The sequence below is a fragment of the Planomonospora sp. ID67723 genome (assembly GCF_015711605.1).
GTDB lineage: Bacteria > Actinomycetota > Actinomycetes > Streptosporangiales > Streptosporangiaceae > Planomonospora_A.
This window is the reverse complement of sequence record NZ_JABTEZ010000004.1, coordinates 34,490-51,699: the sequence shown is the minus strand read 5'-3', so window position 1 is coordinate 51,699 and position 17,210 is coordinate 34,490. Positions and strand designations below refer to the sequence as shown.

The window sequence follows — 17,210 nt, the reverse complement described above, 5'->3', positions numbered from 1 at the left end:
CACCGGCTCGACCGCCAGGTGTTCTGATCACAGCCGAACCCGTGGGCCGGCCTCGCCGTCGGCGCATCCGCCTGGCCGCTCACCGCCACGTTATGCCCGACACTCGCTCCCGCATTGCCCATGATCGCTCATCCTTGCATCCTCGCAGCAGGCGGAGCGCATCTATTCGATATCGAGGGGGATTCTTCACACCGCTCGGCGCCGGTGCTTCGGCAGGTACAGGACCGCAGGCACCGTCGGCGGCCGTAGCCTGCGCCTCCGGGTAGCCGCGGCGGTCGCGCGCTCGCGGAGCCGGTTCGGTGTCGGCTACGGTCCGTCACGCCCGAGCCGCCTTCGCGGCGTGTGAGGAACCGCTGTCCGTGATCGGGAGTCGTCAGGTTCGGGCTGTGGCTGCGTCGCCGTCCGAGCGGCGAGGCCGACCGCTTCCCGTTCTTCGTCGGCCTCGCCGCCGTGTTCACCTACTGTGCCCGTCCCGCGAGGTGGGATGACCCCCCGTCAGGTTCACTCCGCGGGGCGGTCCGCGAGCCCACGGTCGATCAGTTCCTCCAGCTGGGTGACCGCGGACCGCCAGTCGGCCGGTAGTTCATGGCATCGGGTGGCCTGCCGGCCGCGGTAGCTCAGCCTGTAGGCGAAATGGTCGGCGACCTCACAGCCCTTCGATGAAGAGCGCCAGGCCGATATGGCGTCCAGCTTGCGGCGCAGGGAGCGGAGTTCGTCGGCGGCGGCCTGGAAGCGGCCGGTTCTCATGGTGTCGCTGACGCGCACTTCACCGTCGCGGGTGACGGTGATTTCCCGATTGATTCCGGCGAAACCGCCGGACTTCTCATATGAGATCTGCGTCGCGGCGAGGCCGGTCGCGGTCGGCGCCGAAGTGTCGGCCCACGCCGTCGCGGACCCGGCCGTCATCGCCGCCAGGACGGTGGCGAGGAGCAGCTTCCTCACTCTTCTTTCTCCTTTCAGGGGAGGGATTCCCGGATTTCCTACCACGCGTTCCGTGAATTGTCGTCCGCGCGTCAAGAAAAAGGGCGTGCGTCATCGATGCGGTGAACAGCCGTCCGCCGCATCGATGACACCGGGATTATCGAGAGGCGCTCCGCTTCCGGAGCGGCTGCTCAGAAGGCGAAAAGGACGCCGCCGGTGGCGCGCACCGCCATACAGTGATTCGAATAAGTCTGCGTGTATCGCCGCTGCTGGCCCTTCCAGGTCCCGACGGCGGTGACGCGGACAGGGGCGTATTCCTTCGTGCACGGACCGGGGTCTTCGGGGATGGCGGCCACCTTGCCCCTGGCCCGGCGCAGCTGGTCGCAGGCGGTTGCGGCGGTGGTGTGCGTACCGCCGTCAGGTGCGCAGGTCAGGGTCGCGGACCTGGCCACGCCCAGCCCTTTTTCGGGCTCCACGGTCAGCAGGTAGGAGCCGGTGGGGCTACTCGGGGCAGCGGGTGCGGCCGTGGCCGGCGCAGCCCACAGCAGCGGCGCCGCCATCGCCGCGGTGAGCAGCGAGAGCCGCCCCAGGCGGGTGTTAACGGATCGTTCAATTCGCATCGGTGCCTCCAGTTGGTTCTGCCGCGGTCGCGGTCCCCGTTACGGCGGGGCGACGGGAGGATGAATTGTCGCCCTGCTCTTCGGAGGGAATATTTAAGGATCCATCGCCGGTAGGCGGAGATCCTTTCGGTTGGAGATGTTAGGACGGATGCATCTATCGGGCAACTCGACCGCTGTCCGAAAACGGCCAACTAGTTGATGTCTCAATGAAAAGGCACCCCATCATGCCCGGACATCCGGTCACCGGCGCTTGGCCATCGACAGCGGAACGCCCCCTGCGCTCACCGGGATCGCCCAGGTTGCACCTTCTATGAAAACTGGTAATCACGATCGACGGATTTCCACGACAGGGTTTTCCTCACCGCCCGCTTACCGCGTAAGTGAGATGGGTCACATTGCGCCGGAAGCATCGGATGCGCCGACCGGAACGGCCTCCCGCTACGGCGCGATCACAGAACTCACGATCACGCTGCGGCCGCCCAGTCACCATCGACAAGATGAAAAGACAGCATTTGTCGCTATTCGCAGGCGAGAGGACATCGATCTCGCGTCGGGCGATCCGGCTGCCGCGGGGTCCTGCGTCGCGCGGCCGGGAGCGATCGGTCCAACCCCTTCACCGGAGATCCTTACATGAGACGGCGTCCGTGCAGGTCGCGTCTGCCCACCCGTCAGATCGGGAGTCGCCGGTGGAGGGCCCCTATCGGGCGGAGGATCGGCTTTGGTCCACCCCCGCGCGGCGCTCATAGCGCGAGCGTGCGAGGCGATAGGCCGTGGACAGCAGCTCACGGGTCGCCGCCTCGGTACGCGAGCCCGGGTTCACCACGGCCAGCCAGCCGGCGGTGCCGTAAACGGGGTGCGCGATCACGGTGTCGGCGGCGCTGGGGTCGGCCCCGGTGGCGGCCGGTTCGCGTGGCGCGTGACCGGTCCACCGGATGAACGCCTCCTTCCCTGCGGAGATGTTCACGCGGAAGGTGTCCGGCCGGTCCAGCCTCGACGCCTCGTCGCCGGGGTAGTTCTTGGTCACGACCGTCGCGAAGGGCTGGGTCGTTGCCGGGATGACGCCGTCAGGCGAGTAGTAGAAGAACGTGTCACCCCAGCTGATCTCCGGCGAGCCGTCGCCGGGTGCCGGGCTGACGATCAGGACGCCGTCGAGGCCGTCTACGAAGCCGATGATCTCGTCTATGGTCATGTGCTCCAGCGTTGCATTAAGGTCCTTGTGGAGGCTTTGAGGCGAAGACTGAGGGGCTTCAGGGTGTCAGGTCTCAAATCAGGGGACATGCGTACCATCGATGTCGCGCGGCGTTCCGGATACTCCGTTCAGCAGGTGCGCAACCTCGAGCGCGACGGTGTGCTGCCGCCGGCGACGCGCACGGCCACGGGCTACCGGATCTACGGAGAGATGCATCTGCAGTCCGCGCTGGCCTACCGGGCCCTCGCAGCGGGCGCGGGTCCGATCGAGGCCAAGAAGATCGTTCGGGCCGTCCACCGATTCCCCGTCTCACAGGTCCTCGCCCTTCTCGACGCGGCGCACGCCCGGCTCGACGCAGAGCGCACGGAATTGAGGCAGGCCGAGGAGGCCACCCGGGCGATCTCCAGCGAGCCGATCGAAGACGTACGCGCATCGGACTCGATGAGCGTCTCCGAACTCGCCGCCGCCCTCGGCGTGCGCCCTTCGACCTTGCGGCACTGGGATGCGGAGAATCTTGTCGTCCCCGACCGCGACCCCGTGCGAGGAACGCGACGATATACGCCAGCCCAGGTGCGGGATGCACGGATCGTTCACCAACTGCGCAGGGCCGGTTACCGCATCGCACCCCTTCGGGCTCTCATGCCGGAGCTACGGCGCGCCCGCCGACTGGCGGATGTCGCCTCCGCGCTGGCTGCCAGAGACGCCGGCATCACGGCTCGCTCCAAAGCCCTCCTCGACGGTGCCGCCGCGCTCAGTGCCGTGCTCTCGCCGGCCATCTCAACACCCCGCGACCCCGCCGACGCGGGGTCCGCGTAGGCGCATCCCAGGCTCCTGGAGCGGAGGACTTCGTCGTGGTCGCCGTCCGCACCGTGTGAGTTCCGTGTGAGTTCCCTGTGAGCTTCGGCGCCGCCGGGGCCCGGCGCGGCCCGGCCACCGTCTCGGCGCCACCCCGCGGACCGGGCGGCTCACAGGAGACTCACAGACCCTCCCCGAGATCGCGCAGCCGCCTGTTCCAGGATCCGTCCCATGATTGAGTTACGGCGGTTGACCAAGCGCCACGGCCATGTCACGGCGGTGGGCGACCTGAGCTTCGACGTCAGGCCGGGCGTGGTCACCGGTTTCCTCGGCCCGAACGGCGCAGGCAAGACGACCACGATGCGGGCGATCCTGGGGCTCGACGCTCCGACGAGCGGCACGGCGACGATCCGCGGACGCCGCTACGCCGACCTTCCCGTGCCGATGCGGGAAGTGGGCGCGCTGCTGGACGCCCGCGCGGTGCATCCGCGCAGGAGCGTCTTCGACCACCTGCTGTGCCTGGCCCAGAGCAACGGCATCGCCCGCAGCCGGGTCGACGAGGTCCTCGGCCTCGTCGGCCTCGTCCAGGCCGCCGGCCGGCGTGCGGGCGGGCTGTCCCTCGGTATGGGCCAGCGGCTCGGCCTCGCCGCGGCCCTGCTCGGGGATCCGGCGGTGCTGATACTCGACGAGCCGGTCAACGGGCTCGACCCGGAGGGCATCGTGTGGATCCGCACCCTCATGCGCGACCTCGCCGCCGAGGGCCGGACGGTGCTGGTCTCCAGCCATCTGATGAGCGAGACGGCGCTGACCGCCGACCGCCTGGTCATCATCGGCCGCGGCCGGCTGCTCGCCGACACCGGGCTGGAGGCGTTCATGCGCTCCCACGCGCGGGAGAGCGTCCTGGTGCGCACCCCGGACGCGGAGGAGCTCGCCCACCGGCTGCGCGACGCCGGTGCGACCGTACGGCCGGGCGCGGAGGGCGCGCTGGCGGTGACGGGGATGGAGAGCGCGGCGATCGGAAAGGTCGCGATGGTCCACGGAGTGGTGCTGCACGAGCTGACCCCGCACCGGACCTCCCTGGAGGAGGCGTACATGGAGCTCACCCGGGACAGCATGGAGTTCGGCGCCTCCGAAGGAGGCGGGCGGTGACCGCGTCCGCCGCCGGTGTCCTGCGCTCGGAGTGGACCAAGTTCCGCACCATCCGCGCCACCGGATGCACGCTGGCCGGCGCCTTCGTGATCGCTCTCTGCTACGGCTATCTCTTCGGCACCGCGAACGGCAGAGCCTACCTGGGTGACTCTCCCGCGGAGCAGACGTCCTTCGATCCCCTGGACACCGCGTTCCGCGGCCTCGCGCTCGTGCAGCTGCTCGTCGGCGCCGTGGGCGTGCTGGCCGTCACCTCCGAGTACGCCTCGGGGATGATGCCCACCAGCGTGACGGCCGTGCCCCGGCGGGGGCGTCTCCTCGCGGGCAAGGCGGCCGTCGTCGCCGTGCTCCTGCTCCCCTGCGGAACGCTCATCGCGCTGGGATCCTTCGTGGTCAGCCAGGCGATGCTCACCGCTCAGGGTGCCCCGGGCGCCGCTCTGACGGATCCGGGCGTGCCGGGGGCGATCGCCGGCGCCGGCCTGTACCTGACCCTGATCGCCCTGTACGGCGTCGCCATGGGCTTCCTGCTCCGCAGGACGGCGGGAGCGATCGCTCTCGGATCCTTCCTGCTGATACTGCCCGCGATGTCATCGCTCCTGCCCGAGTCCCTGGCCAGGGCGATGCTGACCTACTGGCCGACCAGTGCGGGAATGCGCCTGTTCGCGGAGGCGCCGATCCCCGACGCCCTCCCGCCCCACGCGGGGCTCGCCGTGCTCGCCGTGACCGTGCTCGCCCTGCTGTCGGCCGCGTTCGCCCTCTTCCGCTCACGGGACGTCTGATGTCCGCGCGGGGTGCGCTCCGGGCGCATGCGCGGCGCACTCGGTCCTATCCTCGGAAAGGAACACGCCCGTCCTGAGGGAACCCGTCCTGAGGGAACCCGCCCTGAGGGAACCCGCCCTGAGGGAACCCGCCCTGAGGGAACCCGCCCTGAGGGAACCCGCCCTGAGGGAACCCGCCCTGAGGGAACCCGCCCGCAAGAGCATCGGCCGTCGGGGAGGAGTCGCATGGACGGACACCGGTTGCTGGTGGTCGACGACGAGCCCGTGGTGCGGGAACTACTCTCGGCCACCCTGCGCTTCGCCGGTTACACCGTCAGCTCCGCCGGCACCGGCTCCGAAGCCCTGGAAGCCGCCCGGCACGAGGCCCCCGATCTGGTGCTGCTGGACGTGATGCTTCCGGACCTGGACGGCTTCGAGGTCATCCGCCGCCTCAGGGAACTCCCCAGGCCGCTGAGCGCCGGCCGTCCGGGCCAGATCCCCGTGCTGTTCCTCACCGCGCGCGACGCCGCGGCAGACAAGATCAACGGATTGCGGCTCGGCGGCGACGACTACGTGACCAAGCCGTTCGACCTGGAGGAGCTGCTCGCCCGGATCCAGGCCGTGCTCCGCCGCACGGGGCTCGCGCCCGACGACCGGACGTTGAGGGTGGGCGACCTGGAGGTCGACCCCGACGGCCATCAGGTGTTCAGGACCGGCCGTCCGGTACGGCTGTCGCCCACCGAGTTCCGGCTGCTGCACTACCTGGTCCTGAACGCGGGGAGAGTGGTCTCCAAGACCCAGATCCTGGATCATGTCTGGCAGTACGATTTCGCGGGCGACTCCAGCATCGTCGACACCTACGTGAGCTACCTGCGGCGCAAGGTCGACACCGTCGAGCCCAAGCTCATCCACACCGTGCACGGCGTGGGATACGTGATACGCAGCCCCCGGGCACGGCAGTGAGCACGGCAGTGAGCACGGCCGTGCCGACGGGCGCCAGGAGGACGGAGCGGCGGCCCGGAGGACTCTCGCTCCGCGGCCGCCTCCTGCTGATCACGACGGTCCTGCTGGCGGCCGGACTGGCGATCAGCAGCACGGTTGCGATCGCCACCCTCCGATCCCACCTGGTCAGCCGGGTGGACGGGCAACTGGAGCCGCTCGCGGCGCTGCTGGCGCGCCTCTCCCCCGAGCTGGTCCGGCCGCAGCCGTCCCAGGAAGGCAGGCAGGCGCTGCGGCTGCTCCCCGGCACGGACCTCATCGATGAGGTCCATGTCACCTACCTCGCCCCGGACGGAACCGTTCAGGAACAGGTGAACACGGTGTCGCGGGATCCGGGGCGGGGCCCGCGGCTCCCGCGGCTCGACGCCGGGGCCGTCGCCAGGCTCGGCGGACGTCCCTTCGACGCCCCGGGAAAGGCGGACGCCGCGAACTGGCGGGTGATCGTGATGCCACGGGTCGCGCGGCGGCTGCCGCCGGGAGGCGTACTTCCCTCAGAGAGCGGCAACGTCGCCGTGGCCGCGTCACTGGGCGGGGTGAGGTCGACCCTCGCCAGGCTGGTCCTGGTCTGCCTGATCACGTCGGTCGCGCTGCTGGTCCTGCTGGCGGTCGTCGGCTGGTTCGCCGTGCGCGCAGGGCTGCGGCCGCTGCGCGGGATCGAGGAGGCCGCGGCCGCCATCGCCGGAGGCGACCTGTCCCGGCGGGTCCCCGGCCTGGCGCCGCGCACCGAAGTGGGACGCCTGTCGGCCGCGCTCAACGGCATGCTCGGCCAGATCGAGGCGGCCTTCGCCGCCAGGGAGGCGTCGGAGGCCCGGATGCGGCGCTTCGTCGCGGACGCCAGCCACGAGCTGCGTACACCGCTGTTCGGCATCAAGGGCTTCTCCGAACTGCACCGGATGGGCGGCCTGCCCGACACCGACTGGACCATGAGCCGCATCGAGAGCGAGGCGGGACGTCTGGCGCGGTTGATCGAGGACCTGCTCCTGCTGGCGCGCCTGGACGAGGGGGAGAGCGCCCTTCCGATGGACCTCTCCCTGATGGATCTCCGTACCCTCGCCGCCGACGCCCACCACGACCTGCAGGGGTTGGATCCCGCCCGCCGGATCACCTTGACCGGCCCGGACGGCGGTCCTCCCCAGGAGGCTCCGGTCCGCGGTGACGAGGCCAGACTGCGGCAGGTGACGGCCAATCTCGTCGGCAACGCCGTCGCCCACACCCCGCCGGGCACCCCGGTGCGGATAGGCGTCGGCACGGCCGGGGGCGAGGCCGTGCTCGTGATCGAGGACACGGGCCCCGGGATGACCGCCGACCAGGCGGCCCGCGCGTTCGACCGCTTCTACCGCGCGGACGACTCACGCAGCCGCGCCGCGGGGGGCGGCGCAGGTCTGGGGCTGGCCATCGTCCGGTCCATCGTCTCCGCCCACGGGGGGCGCGTGGAGGTGCGTACCGCTCCCGCCCGGGGCTCCGCCTTCCGGGTGGTCCTTCCCGCCGCCCCGGAGCCCGTCCGGTGGCGCGGGCCGGGACGGCCTGCCGCTGGGTGACGCGCTCGCGCATCGCCTCGGTGCCGCCGCCCCGGGCGCAGCGCCGGTGAAATCCTCAGGTCACTGCGTGTCCGGCCGATCGGCCACGGCATCACCCCCACCGCATGACGGGAGAGGCAATGGCAGGACGACCGTTGTTGATCCTGCTGTTCGCTCTGTCGGCGATCGTGGCCGCCATGGTCGCCGTCGTCGGCTGGCGGCGCCGGCACGCGGCCCCGGCGGTCGGCGCGCTGGCGTTCCTGGCCGCGGGGATCGCCGGATGGTCGGCAGCGGACGCACTGTTGACCCTGACCGCCGGCGCCGAGATCGCCCGGGTGCTGCAGGCGGTCAAGTTCCTGGCCATCGGCGCGGTTCCGGCGGGCCTGTGCTGCCTGTCGCTGGCCGTGGTCGACCGGCGCTGGCGCCCTTCGCGGCGCACCATCGTGCTGCTGGGCATCGAACCGGTGCTCCTGCTGGCCGCGATCGTCACCAACCCATGGCACTACCGGTTCTTCCTGGCCACCGACTGGGCCGATCCCTACGGCACCTCCACTCCCCAGGTGGGACCGCTGTTCTGGGCGCACACCTCCTACAGCTACCTGCTGCTGGCCGCCGCCGTGGTCCGGCTGATGCAAGCGTGGATCAAAGGCCCGCGTGCCCAGCGGGGACTGTACGGTGCCATCCTGGCCGGGGCTTTCGCCCCCATCGCGGCCAACGTCGCCAGCCTGGCCGGGCTGGTGCAGGTCACCGGACTGACCTCGGTGGGCTTTTGCGTCACGGCGGTCATCATCTACTGGACGCTGGTGCGCCGCTCCCTGCCCGAGCTGGTGCCGGTGGCCCGTGAACGTGTCTTCGACATGATCGGCGACGTGGTCGCCACCATCGACGCCTCGGGCCGGATCCTGGATCTCAACGCCGCGGCCGAGCGCATGCTGCGGCAGCTGGCGCACGATCTTCCCGATCGGCTCATCGGGCTGTCGCTGGCCGACATGTTCGGCGGTCTGCCCCCGGCCGGCGGCGGGGAGACGGAGGTGTCCCTCACCGACGGCGCGGGGCGCGAGGTGGATCTGAACGTGCGCGCCAGCGTGCTGCACGACCGCCGGGGCGGCCACGCCGGCTGGGCCGTCCTGGCCCGTGACGTCACCGTGCTCAACCGGCAGCGCCGCGACCTGGAACACGCCAACGCCCAGCTGCTCCAGCAGCGCACCGAGCTGGAGCAGAGCAACACCCGGCTGCACGACAAGCAGCAGGAACTGGAAGCGGTCAACGGGCGGCTGCACGACAAGCAACGCCAGCTGGAGCAGAGCAACACCCAGCTGCACGAAAAGTTGCGCACCATCGAGCTGCTCCGCGCCGACCTGGTCGAACAGGCCACTCGCGATGCGCTGACCGGACTGCACAACCGCCGTCACCTGATGGAGGGACTGCGGCAGACGATGGCCGCCGCCGTCGCGGGCGACCAGCCGCTGAGCCTGGCCCTGCTGGACATCGATCACTTCAAGCAGGTCAACGACCGCTACGGCCACCGCGCCGGCGACGAGGTGCTGATCGCTTTCGCCCGGCTGCTCGGTGGCGAGGTGCGCCGCAGCGACATCGTGGCCCGCTACGGCGGCGAGGAGTTCGTCGTGGTGTTTCCCGGCGCCAGCGCCGACCAGGCCCGAGCCCGCGTCAACGCGCTACGGGAGCGGGTCGCGGGCGAGAGCGTCCACGCCGACGGGCGTCTTCTGCAGGTCACTTTCAGCGCCGGCGTGGCCGCCCTGGCGCCCGGCCACAGTCCCGACGACCTGCTGCAGGCCGCCGACCAGGCGTTGTACGCGGCCAAGCACGGCGGCCGCAACCAGGTCCGCGTGGCTGGAGAGCCGGAGGCCGGAGCACCCCCCAGCGCAGCGTGAGGCGCCCCTGGCCACGTGCCGGCCGGGTGCACCGGCCGCGAGGTCGTGCTCCATCTGATCGGGCCCGGCTCAGATGGCCATCCGGCCGCCGTCGACGACGACGGTGGCACCGTGCACGAACGCCGCCCCCGGGCCGGCGAGGTAGACGGCCGCCCCGGCGATCTCCTCCGGCGTACCCGGCCTACCGGCCGGGAATGTGCTGGTGAACTCGTCGAGCCCGGCTCCCAGGGGCGCGGTGCCGGGAGTGCGGGTCGGGCCGGGTGCGATCGCGTTCACGTTGACGCCGGACGGCCCGAACTCGGCCGCCCACGCCTTGGTCAAAGACTCCAGCGCGGCCTTGGAGGCGCCGTACAGCACCATGGTGGACGTGCCGAGGTGGGCCGCGATCGAGCTGATGTTGATGATCCGGCCGTGGCCGCGCGCCGCCATGAGCGGGGCCAGCGCCGCGGTCAGGAAGAACGGCGCCCGCACGTTGAGGTTCATGGTGGCCTCGAACGTCTTCTCATCGGTCTGCGGGGTGTCCAGGAGCGGGTAGATGCCGGCGTTGTTGACCAGCACGTCGATCGGGCCGTGCGCCTTGGCCGCCTCGACCAGCGCGGCGACTCCGTCCGGCGCGCCGAGGTCGGCGATGACGGGCGAGGCATCCCCGCCCGCGGCGGTGATGCCGTCGACGACCTCGGTGGCGCGCGCCGCGTCGCGCCCGGCGACGAGAACGTGGGCGCCTTCCCGTGCGAACGCCTCGGCGATGGCGCGGCCGATGCCGGAGGTGGCGCCGGTGACCAGGGCACGGAATCCGGTGAGCTGCATGAGGGGACCTCGTTCCACAAGAACTGGACTGAACGGTCCAATCTAATCACAACTGGACCGTACGGTCCACTCCGGTGATAGAGTCCGAGGCGTGCCGGAAGAACCGAAGACCGCGCGTGGGCGGCGCACCCGGGAACGCATCGTGGCCAGCGCTGCCGGGCTCATCGAACGCCAGGGCGTCGAGGCCACCAGCCTCGATCAGGTGCTGACCGAGGCCGAGGCCAGCAAGAGCCAGCTCTACCACTACTTCGCCGACAAGCAGGCGCTCGTCCGCGCGGTCATCGCCTGGCAGACCGCGTCCCTCGTCGGCGGCATGGCGGAGCGACTGGCCCAGATCGACTCCTGGGCGGCCCTGGAAGCCTGGTTCGAGGCGCTCGTGGCCCACCAGGAGGCCCTGAACTGCCGTGTCGGATGCCCGATCGGATCACTCGCCGCCGAGCTCGCCGACACCGACGAAGCGGCGCGGCAGGACCTCGCTCGATCCTTCGACGGCTGGGCGGCGCAGCTGCACACGATGCTGGACCGGTTGCGGGAGCGCGGCCTGCTCCGGCCGGACGCCGACACCGCGCAGTCGGCTTACGCCGTGCTCGCCACGATCCAGGGAGGCCTGCTGCTGGCCAAGACGACCCGTGACCCGCAGCGGCTGCGTATCGCCCTCGCCGCGGCCGGTGGCTACCTGCGCTCGCTGGCGCCGGCACCCCGAGTGTGAACGGGCGCGAGGACCGGCGTCTCCCCCGAGCGCATCTCGCCGTATCGATCGGAAACGGGCACGCGGATGATCGTCAGCCTGCCGTGGTGAGGTGATGACGGCGGTGGTTCGGCGACCGCCGGTGCCCGGGTGCCGGGCGCACCGGGCGTTGTCGGAGGCGTTTGCCATGCTTGTCGCCATGACGGATTCCCGCCCGGCCCTCACCGCCGACCTGACCGGCCACGACCTGCTGCGCTGGTACTGGCGCAGGGACGAGCTGGTCGCCTTCGCCCGGCGGCTCGGCCTCAGCGCCGCCGGAGGCAAGCAGGAGCTGACGGCCCGCCTGGCTGCGGTCCTGGACGGGCACCCCCTTCCCGAGCCGCGCCCGGCTGCCCGCAGGCCGCGCACCGCCCCGCTCCCCGAACCCCTGACGCCGGAAACGCTGATCCCCGACGGGCAGCGCTGCAGCCAGCAGCTACGGGTCTTCTTCCAGCAGAGGATCGGCCCGGGGTTCCGTTTCGACGGCGTGATGCGCGACTTCATCGCCACCGGCGCCGGTCGCTCGCTCGGCGACGCCGTGGCGCACTGGCACGCGACGCGTGGCGTGCAGCAGCCACAGATCGGCGCCCAGTTCGAGCTCAACCGCTTCTTGCGCGACTGGCACGCCGCCCGCCCCGGAGCCGGTCGCCAGGCCGCGATGCAGGCCTGGCAGGAGTACCGGTCCCTGCCGGTCGACGCCCGGCCGAAGGCGTGAGCGGCCGACACGGCGCGCGGAGGCACCGGCGGAACATCGTCAGCGGCTTGAGCGCCGGTCAGCGCGGCGGGCCTGCTCCAGGTCCCGCACGCCGGCCAGCGTCTCGGCGAGCGCTTCGCGGTCGGCCTCGCCGAGAGGCACGTCGCGGACGCGATCCAGCAGCGCGTCGACACGCTCGCCGTCGTCCAGGCGCATCGCCAGCTCCGCCCGGTAGACCAGCGCTTCGACGAGCTCCGCGGCGGACGCGGAGTCCTGCACACGGGCCAGCGTGGCGTCGAGGATGCGTGCCGCCTGCCGGTGGTCGCCCCTGGACTCCCCCAGCACGATCGCGTTCTCCATCGCCTTGGCGATCCTGCTCTGCTCGGCACCGGCGATCCCGGACCGGTCCTCGTCCCGGGTCACCGGCCCGGAAGAGGGGAAGATGCGGATCCAGTTGCCCCCGGGGTCCACGACGGTGAATCCGGCCAGATCGCCGGTGTTCTTCCGTTTGCGGGGGCGCGTCATCCGGGGGATGCCGGATACCAGCAGCTTGCCGTACGCGGCCCGCATGCCGGCGGCAAAGGATTCGAACAGCGTGCCGGTGTCGGGGACGAAGACCAGGCAGGAGCCGTAGGAGTTGGCGGGGTCGAATCCGTCCAGCGCGAAGAAGTGCAGGGCGAGGTCCTCGCGCTGGAGCGCCGTGTAGGGGTTGGGGCGGGTCTGGCGGTAGGTCGGCTCGAAGCCCAGCGCCCGGTAGAACTCGACGATCTCGTCGATCGACCGGCAGGGGAGCAACGGAACGGTCACCTCGTCGGCCATGCGGCCTCCTTCTCCTGGTTTCGCGAGTGGGACGGCGCCTGCACGTCGAGCAGAGCGCGAATCCGGCGCAGCGCCTCGATGGCCCCCTCCATCTCGCCGGGCGGTACGCGCTCGGCGATCCGGTTGGCCCACTCGGCCTGGTGCCGCTCGACGTAGGCGAGCGCCTCGTGTCCCTTGGAGGTCAGCCTCATCAGCCTGGCCCGTCGGTCGCCGGGATTGTCCTCGAAGGCGACGAATCCGTCCGCCGCCAGCGACTCGGCGCTCTGCCGGACGCTCTGCCTGGTCAGCCCCATCGTTCGGGCCACCTGGGCGATGGTGCTCGGCCCGTGCTCGACCACTCCCAGCACCTGCCATCGGGCACTGGTCAGCCCAGCCGGCCGGGCCAGTTCGTCCCCAGCTGCGAGCAACACCCCGTTGGCCCGGAACACCTCGATGACCAGTTCGGAGAACATCAGCCCGGACGCGGTAAGACTCTCCATGCCATAATCCTGGCCATATCGACAGCTACCTGTCAATCTGGCCGGCGACGGCCGCGCCGAAGCAGAAGAGCTGCGACGGATCCTTTGGAGCTCATTGCAGAACACGCCGTAAGACCGTGGGCGGACGGGGAGAGCCGGGTCCGCCGTGTCGTTGCCTTTTATCGCGATCGTCGCAAAAGCCCCCCGACAACACTCACCCGTCCCTCTTCACAGGACGTAAGTGTTCTCTTACAGTACAGCCGCTCAAGAGAACGCCGAGGTTTCATCAGGGGCCTGGTTCCTCATACGGCCTCGTGTCCACCCCCCTTCAGGAGCCGCCATGAGCCCCACGATTCGCTCGACTGCGCCGTTCCCGGTCAACGCTCCGGCCTCCACCGGGCGAGATCCCGTCCGGAGACGGCTTCCCCGCCGGCGGGCGGCCGGGGCGACGGCCCTGGCGGTGGTCACCGTGATGGGCACGGTGCCGGCGGGCGGCGTCGGGCGGGCTGCGGCGGTCGCTCCGGTCGACACCAGGGTGCCTCGATCGGTCTGTGGGCCCGGCTCCATGCCGGAGACCGGCCTGCAGGGCCAGGTCCCGCTGGCCGATCGCGAAAGCGGACGCAGCAAGCGGGGCTACCGATGCAACCTGGAGCTGATCAGCCGGTACCAGGGGCAGGGACAGGGGACCGTCGGCGCGTCCTACGGCACGTGCCAGTATCTGGGGACGATCCTGCCGAGCGCGGCGACGGCCAGGCGGCCGGGCGTCAACGTCATCGACATGTCCGATCCGCGCCGGCCGCGGCTGACGGACTCGCTGGTCAGCCCCGCGACGCTCGGCGGGACCTGGGAGACGCTCAAGGTCCATCAGGACCGCGGGCTGCTGGCGGCGGTGTCGGTCGGCGCGCTGACCGGCGGGTTCTTCGTCTCGGTGTACGACGTCAAGACCGACTGCGCCCATCCCCGGCTGCTCAACGGGGTCCGCGGAACGAAGCTGACGATGCCCGGCCTGTTCCCCGGCCACGAGGCGAGCTGGTCACCCGACGGCCACACCTACTGGACCACGGGAACGGTGGGCGGCACCATCGCCGCACTGGACATGTCCGACCCGGCCTCCCCTCGGGTGGTCTACAACGGCACCACCGGCCTGACCAACCACGGTGTCGGCGTGAGTCACGACGGCAACCGGATCTATGTCGCCAACCTGCCGACCGGCGTCATCACTTTCGACGCCCGAGACATCCAGCGCCGCAAGCCGCGCCCGCAACTGCGCCGTATCTCCGAGACCACCTGGTCCGACGGCCTGGTCACCCAGCACGCCACTCCGTTCACCCGGCGGGGGCGGCCGTACCTGGTCGCAGTCGACGAGCTGGGTTCGGGCGGTGTGCGGATCCTGGACATCTCCAACGAGCGGCGGCCGGTGACCGTCCGGCAACTGAAGCTGGAGATCAACCGGCCCGAGCACCTGAAGCTGCGGGAGGCCGACACCGCCAAGAACGGGATCTTCGGCTACGACTCGCACTACTGCGCCATCGACCGCCCGTCCGACCCCACCGCGCTGGCCTGCGGCTGGGCGCAGTCGGGGATCCGGGTGTTCGACATCCGCGACCTGAGGCGACCCCGTGAGATCGCCTACTTCAACCCGCCCGCCCAGGTCGGCAAGCGCAAGCGCCTGCGCAACTCCGCGCACGCGTTCGTCCCCTTCGGCGCGTCGTTCTCCGACGTCCTGAACGGCTCCGGTGACGGTCCGCCGTTGTACACCGGGCCGATGGACATGACCGCGGACTGGTGCATGTCACCGCCGCGCTTCGACGGTGACCGGCTGTGGGTGTCGTGCGACGACAACGGGGCGCTGCTGCTGCGGTTCACCAACAACGCCTACCCCCTGCGATGAACGGCCGACCCATCTTCGGGCGGGTGTGCTCGGCCATCGCGTTCATGATGATCGGGGCGGGGGCGGTGACGCTCCTGCCCGACGACGGGCCGTCGCCGGACCCGCCCCGGGCGGCGGCCGCAGGTGCGGTCGACATCGGGTTCAGCCAGGACATGGTCGCCCACCACCAGCAGGCCGTCACGATGGCCCAGGCGGTACGCGGCCGAACGAGCCCGCCGGTGGCACGGCTGGCCATCGCGATCGAACTCAACCAGATCAAGGAGATCGGCCAGATGCAGGGGTGGCTGGCCCTGTGGAACGCCCCTCAGGTCCCCTCCGGCCCGCCGATGACCTGGATGAGCACGAGCCACCACGGCCATACCCGCCGCGCCGACGGAGTGATGCCGGGAATGGCCTCCCAGCAGGAGATCGACCGCCTGGGCGAGGCCAACGACCGGGACGTGGAGATGTGGTTTCTGAGGCTGATGATCCGTCACCACGAAGGAGGTCTGACCATGGCCACCGCCGCGGCCCGCCACGCCGAGCATCCCCAGGTGCGGGCTCTGGCCACGCTCATGATCGCCGAACAGCGCAAGGAGATCTCCGTGATGGCCGGTCTGCTCGCCGCCCTCGGCCGCTGATCCCTCCCGTCCGCCCGCCGCTGAGCGCCCGGGACCGGCGGGCTGCCGGGCCCTCCGGGCGGTCAGATCCCTTCGAGCAGTTCCCACCAGGGGTCGAGCAGCGGCGGGTCGGCGGTGTCGATCCGGTCGCCCGGGCGCGGGATCGCGAGCCGGACGTCGTGCGCCTTGGCCTCGTGCCGGAGCCGGTCGACGGGCTCGGCCCAGGGGTGCAGGGCGAGGGTGAAGGTGGCCCAGTGCACCGGAAGCAGCAGTTTGCCGCCCAGGTCGAGGTGGGCGGTGACCGCCTCCTCGGGGTCCATGTGGATGTCGGGCCAGCTCGGGCTGTAGGCGCCGATCGGCATGAGGGTGAGGTCGAAGGGCCCGTGGTCGGCGCCGATGCGGGCGTAGCCGTCGAAGTAGCCGGAGTCGCCCGCGTAGAACACGCGCTTGCTCGCACCCGCGACCACCCACGAGCCCCACAGGGTGTCGTTGCGCTTGAAGGCGCGGCCGGAGAAGTGGCGGGCCGCGGTGGCGACGAAGCGCAGGCCCGCCACGGTCGCCTCCTCCTCCCAGTCGAGCTCGACGATCCGCTCGGCGGGCACGCCCCAGCGCTCCAGGTGGGCGCCGATGCCGAGCGGGACCAGGAAGGGCGCGCTCTGCGCCGCGGTGAGCGCGCGGACCGTCGCCCGGTCGAGGTGGTCGTAGTGGTCGTGCGAGATCACCACGGCGTCGATCGCGGGCAGGTCCGTCAGCGGCGCCGGGAGGGGGTGGAGACGCCGAGGACCCGCGAAGGGGAGGGGCGAGACGCGGTCGCTCCAGACCGGGTCGAACAGCACGCGCCGTCCCTCGATCTCCACCAGCGTGGTGGCGTGGCCGTACCAGATGACGCTCAGGCCGGTCTCGGAGGGCGGGACGGCCGGGGCGGTCACCAACGGGACCGGCCCGGCGGGCTTGCGCCCGTCACGGTTGAAGATCATGTCCCGGATCAGCTTGGGGAGGCTGCCCACCGGCGGCGCGTAGGAGCCGGACACGCTGTTGTGGAAGACGCCGTCGCGGAACTGCGGTGAGCGCAGCACGCGCTCCAGCCGCTCCCCCGCGGCCTTGCCGCCGAGCTCCGCCGGGACGTTCCGCAGCGCCCACCCGGCGGCGGCCAGCGCCAGCCCGCCCGCGACCAGCCGCCCCGCCGATCCCCTGTCCGCCATCCGGCACGCTCCTTCAGTCTCGGCCCCCGGTCCCCCCGGCCCACTCCGTCCAACTGATCACCAGGCTCGGGTGTTCCCCGGGCGGGAGTGGGTTTCCTCACGGAGGACGCCGGCCGCCCCGCCCGCGAGTGACCGGGCCGTCGCTCCACCGGTCCACACGGCCCGGTGGAGCGACC

17 protein-coding genes are annotated in these 17,210 nt (G+C 71.1%); 10 read left to right on the top strand and 7 right to left on the bottom strand.

Annotation, left to right across the window (positions count from 1 at the left end):
• Positions 1 to 501: 501 nt before the first annotated feature.
• From HS041_RS26780 to HS041_RS26770, 3 genes are all read right to left on the bottom strand, one after another.
• On the bottom strand, positions 502 to 942 hold the full coding sequence (locus HS041_RS26780) for a hypothetical protein (protein WP_196443624.1): 441 nt from the start codon (positions 940 to 942) through the stop codon (positions 502 to 504).
• 170 nt (positions 943 to 1,112) lie between these two features.
• Positions 1,113 to 1,541, bottom strand: coding sequence for an SSI family serine proteinase inhibitor (locus HS041_RS26775; protein WP_196443623.1), 429 nt, complete (start codon positions 1,539 to 1,541; stop codon positions 1,113 to 1,115).
• A gap of 697 nt (positions 1,542 to 2,238) precedes the next feature.
• Positions 2,239 to 2,730, bottom strand: coding sequence for a DUF6194 family protein (locus HS041_RS26770; RefSeq protein ID WP_196443622.1), 492 nt, complete (start codon positions 2,728 to 2,730; stop codon positions 2,239 to 2,241).
• Between the two features lie 87 nt (positions 2,731 to 2,817).
• Between HS041_RS26770 and HS041_RS26765 the strand changes: the two genes are divergently transcribed.
• The 6 genes from HS041_RS26765 (at position 2,818) to HS041_RS26740 (ending at position 9,837) form a co-directional block, all read left to right on the top strand.
• Positions 2,818 to 3,546 carry a MerR family transcriptional regulator gene (locus HS041_RS26765; RefSeq protein WP_196443621.1) on the top strand — a complete coding sequence of 243 codons (729 nt, stop codon included), beginning with the start codon at positions 2,818 to 2,820 and terminating at the stop codon, positions 3,544 to 3,546.
• Between the two features lie 210 nt (positions 3,547 to 3,756).
• Entirely contained in the window at positions 3,757 to 4,674 is a 918-nt protein-coding gene (locus tag HS041_RS26760) for an ABC transporter ATP-binding protein (protein ID WP_196443620.1), read from the top strand.
• Positions 4,671 to 5,450, top strand: a complete 780-nt coding sequence (locus HS041_RS26755; protein WP_196443619.1) for a hypothetical protein — start codon at positions 4,671 to 4,673, stop codon at positions 5,448 to 5,450. The genes HS041_RS26760 and HS041_RS26755 overlap by 4 nt, the downstream gene beginning before the upstream one ends.
• Before the next feature lie 225 nt (positions 5,451 to 5,675).
• Positions 5,676 to 6,392 carry a response regulator transcription factor gene (locus tag HS041_RS26750; RefSeq protein ID WP_196443618.1) on the top strand — a complete coding sequence of 239 codons (717 nt, stop codon included), beginning with the start codon at positions 5,676 to 5,678 and terminating at the stop codon, positions 6,390 to 6,392.
• Positions 6,393 to 6,400: 8 nt separating this feature from the next.
• Positions 6,401 to 7,966: a sensor histidine kinase gene (locus tag HS041_RS26745; protein WP_196443617.1), complete on the top strand. Its 1,566-nt coding sequence runs from the start codon at positions 6,401 to 6,403 to the stop codon at positions 7,964 to 7,966.
• A 119-nt stretch (positions 7,967 to 8,085) separates the two neighbouring features.
• The gene (locus HS041_RS26740; RefSeq protein ID WP_196443616.1) at positions 8,086 to 9,837 is read left to right on the top strand and encodes a diguanylate cyclase; all 1,752 of its coding nucleotides are present in this window, start codon (positions 8,086 to 8,088) and stop codon (positions 9,835 to 9,837) included.
• 69 nt (positions 9,838 to 9,906) lie between these two features.
• Here the strand turns inward: HS041_RS26740 and HS041_RS26735 are convergent, their stop codons facing one another.
• On the bottom strand, positions 9,907 to 10,644 hold the full coding sequence (locus HS041_RS26735; protein ID WP_196443615.1) for an SDR family NAD(P)-dependent oxidoreductase: 738 nt from the start codon (positions 10,642 to 10,644) through the stop codon (positions 9,907 to 9,909).
• 91 nt (positions 10,645 to 10,735) lie between these two features.
• On the opposite strand from HS041_RS26735, the gene HS041_RS26730 reads away from it, so the two are divergent.
• The gene (locus tag HS041_RS26730; RefSeq protein WP_196443614.1) at positions 10,736 to 11,353 is read left to right on the top strand and encodes a TetR/AcrR family transcriptional regulator; all 618 of its coding nucleotides are present in this window, start codon (positions 10,736 to 10,738) and stop codon (positions 11,351 to 11,353) included.
• A 178-nt stretch (positions 11,354 to 11,531) separates the two neighbouring features.
• The gene (locus tag HS041_RS26725; RefSeq protein ID WP_196443613.1) at positions 11,532 to 12,086 is read left to right on the top strand and encodes a DUF6434 domain-containing protein; all 555 of its coding nucleotides are present in this window, start codon (positions 11,532 to 11,534) and stop codon (positions 12,084 to 12,086) included.
• Between the two features lie 39 nt (positions 12,087 to 12,125).
• On the opposite strand, the gene HS041_RS26720 is transcribed toward HS041_RS26725, so the two are convergent.
• Together HS041_RS26720 and HS041_RS26715 are read right to left on the bottom strand one after the other, a co-directional pair.
• Positions 12,126 to 12,884, bottom strand: coding sequence for a DUF8817 family protein (locus HS041_RS26720; RefSeq protein WP_196443612.1), 759 nt, complete (start codon positions 12,882 to 12,884; stop codon positions 12,126 to 12,128).
• The gene (locus HS041_RS26715; RefSeq protein WP_196443611.1) at positions 12,869 to 13,363 is read right to left on the bottom strand and encodes a MarR family winged helix-turn-helix transcriptional regulator; all 495 of its coding nucleotides are present in this window, start codon (positions 13,361 to 13,363) and stop codon (positions 12,869 to 12,871) included. The genes HS041_RS26720 and HS041_RS26715 overlap by 16 nt, the downstream gene beginning before the upstream one ends.
• 319 nt (positions 13,364 to 13,682) lie before the next feature.
• On the opposite strand from HS041_RS26715, the gene HS041_RS26710 reads away from it, so the two are divergent.
• Positions 13,683 to 15,233: an LVIVD repeat-containing protein gene (locus HS041_RS26710; RefSeq protein ID WP_196443610.1), complete on the top strand. Its 1,551-nt coding sequence runs from the start codon at positions 13,683 to 13,685 to the stop codon at positions 15,231 to 15,233.
• A complete protein-coding gene (locus HS041_RS26705) occupies positions 15,230 to 15,853 on the top strand; it encodes a DUF305 domain-containing protein (RefSeq protein WP_196443609.1) in 624 nt (207 codons plus the stop codon). The genes HS041_RS26710 and HS041_RS26705 overlap by 4 nt, the downstream gene beginning before the upstream one ends.
• A gap of 62 nt (positions 15,854 to 15,915) precedes the next feature.
• Here HS041_RS26705 and HS041_RS26700 read toward each other — a convergent pair whose 3' ends face one another.
• A complete protein-coding gene (locus HS041_RS26700) occupies positions 15,916 to 17,034 on the bottom strand; it encodes an MBL fold metallo-hydrolase (protein ID WP_196443608.1) in 1,119 nt (372 codons plus the stop codon).
• Between the last annotated feature and the right edge of the window lie 176 nt (positions 17,035 to 17,210).

Excerpts from the sequence above, each read along its gene's own strand:
- HS041_RS26725 (WP_196443613.1), top strand. The coding sequence starts at position 11,532 with ATGACGGATTCCCGCCCGGCCCTCACCGCCGACCTGACCGGCCACGAC.
- HS041_RS26715 (WP_196443611.1), bottom strand. The coding sequence starts at position 13,363 with ATGGAGAGTCTTACCGCGTCCGGGCTGATGTTCTCCGAACTGGTCATC.
- HS041_RS26765 (WP_196443621.1), top strand. The coding sequence starts at position 2,818 with ATGCGTACCATCGATGTCGCGCGGCGTTCCGGATACTCCGTTCAGCAG.
- HS041_RS26710 (WP_196443610.1), top strand. The coding sequence starts at position 13,683 with ATGAGCCCCACGATTCGCTCGACTGCGCCGTTCCCGGTCAACGCTCCG.
- HS041_RS26700 (WP_196443608.1), bottom strand. The coding sequence starts at position 17,034 with ATGGCGGACAGGGGATCGGCGGGGCGGCTGGTCGCGGGCGGGCTGGCG.
- HS041_RS26775 (WP_196443623.1), bottom strand. The coding sequence starts at position 1,541 with ATGCGAATTGAACGATCCGTTAACACCCGCCTGGGGCGGCTCTCGCTG.
- HS041_RS26750 (WP_196443618.1), top strand. The coding sequence starts at position 5,676 with ATGGACGGACACCGGTTGCTGGTGGTCGACGACGAGCCCGTGGTGCGG.
- HS041_RS26735 (WP_196443615.1), bottom strand. The coding sequence starts at position 10,644 with ATGCAGCTCACCGGATTCCGTGCCCTGGTCACCGGCGCCACCTCCGGC.
- HS041_RS26720 (WP_196443612.1), bottom strand. The coding sequence starts at position 12,884 with ATGGCCGACGAGGTGACCGTTCCGTTGCTCCCCTGCCGGTCGATCGAC.
- HS041_RS26705 (WP_196443609.1), top strand. The coding sequence starts at position 15,230 with ATGAACGGCCGACCCATCTTCGGGCGGGTGTGCTCGGCCATCGCGTTC.
- HS041_RS26760 (WP_196443620.1), top strand. The coding sequence starts at position 3,757 with ATGATTGAGTTACGGCGGTTGACCAAGCGCCACGGCCATGTCACGGCG.
- HS041_RS26770 (WP_196443622.1), bottom strand. The coding sequence starts at position 2,730 with ATGACCATAGACGAGATCATCGGCTTCGTAGACGGCCTCGACGGCGTC.
- HS041_RS26740 (WP_196443616.1), top strand. The coding sequence starts at position 8,086 with ATGGCAGGACGACCGTTGTTGATCCTGCTGTTCGCTCTGTCGGCGATC.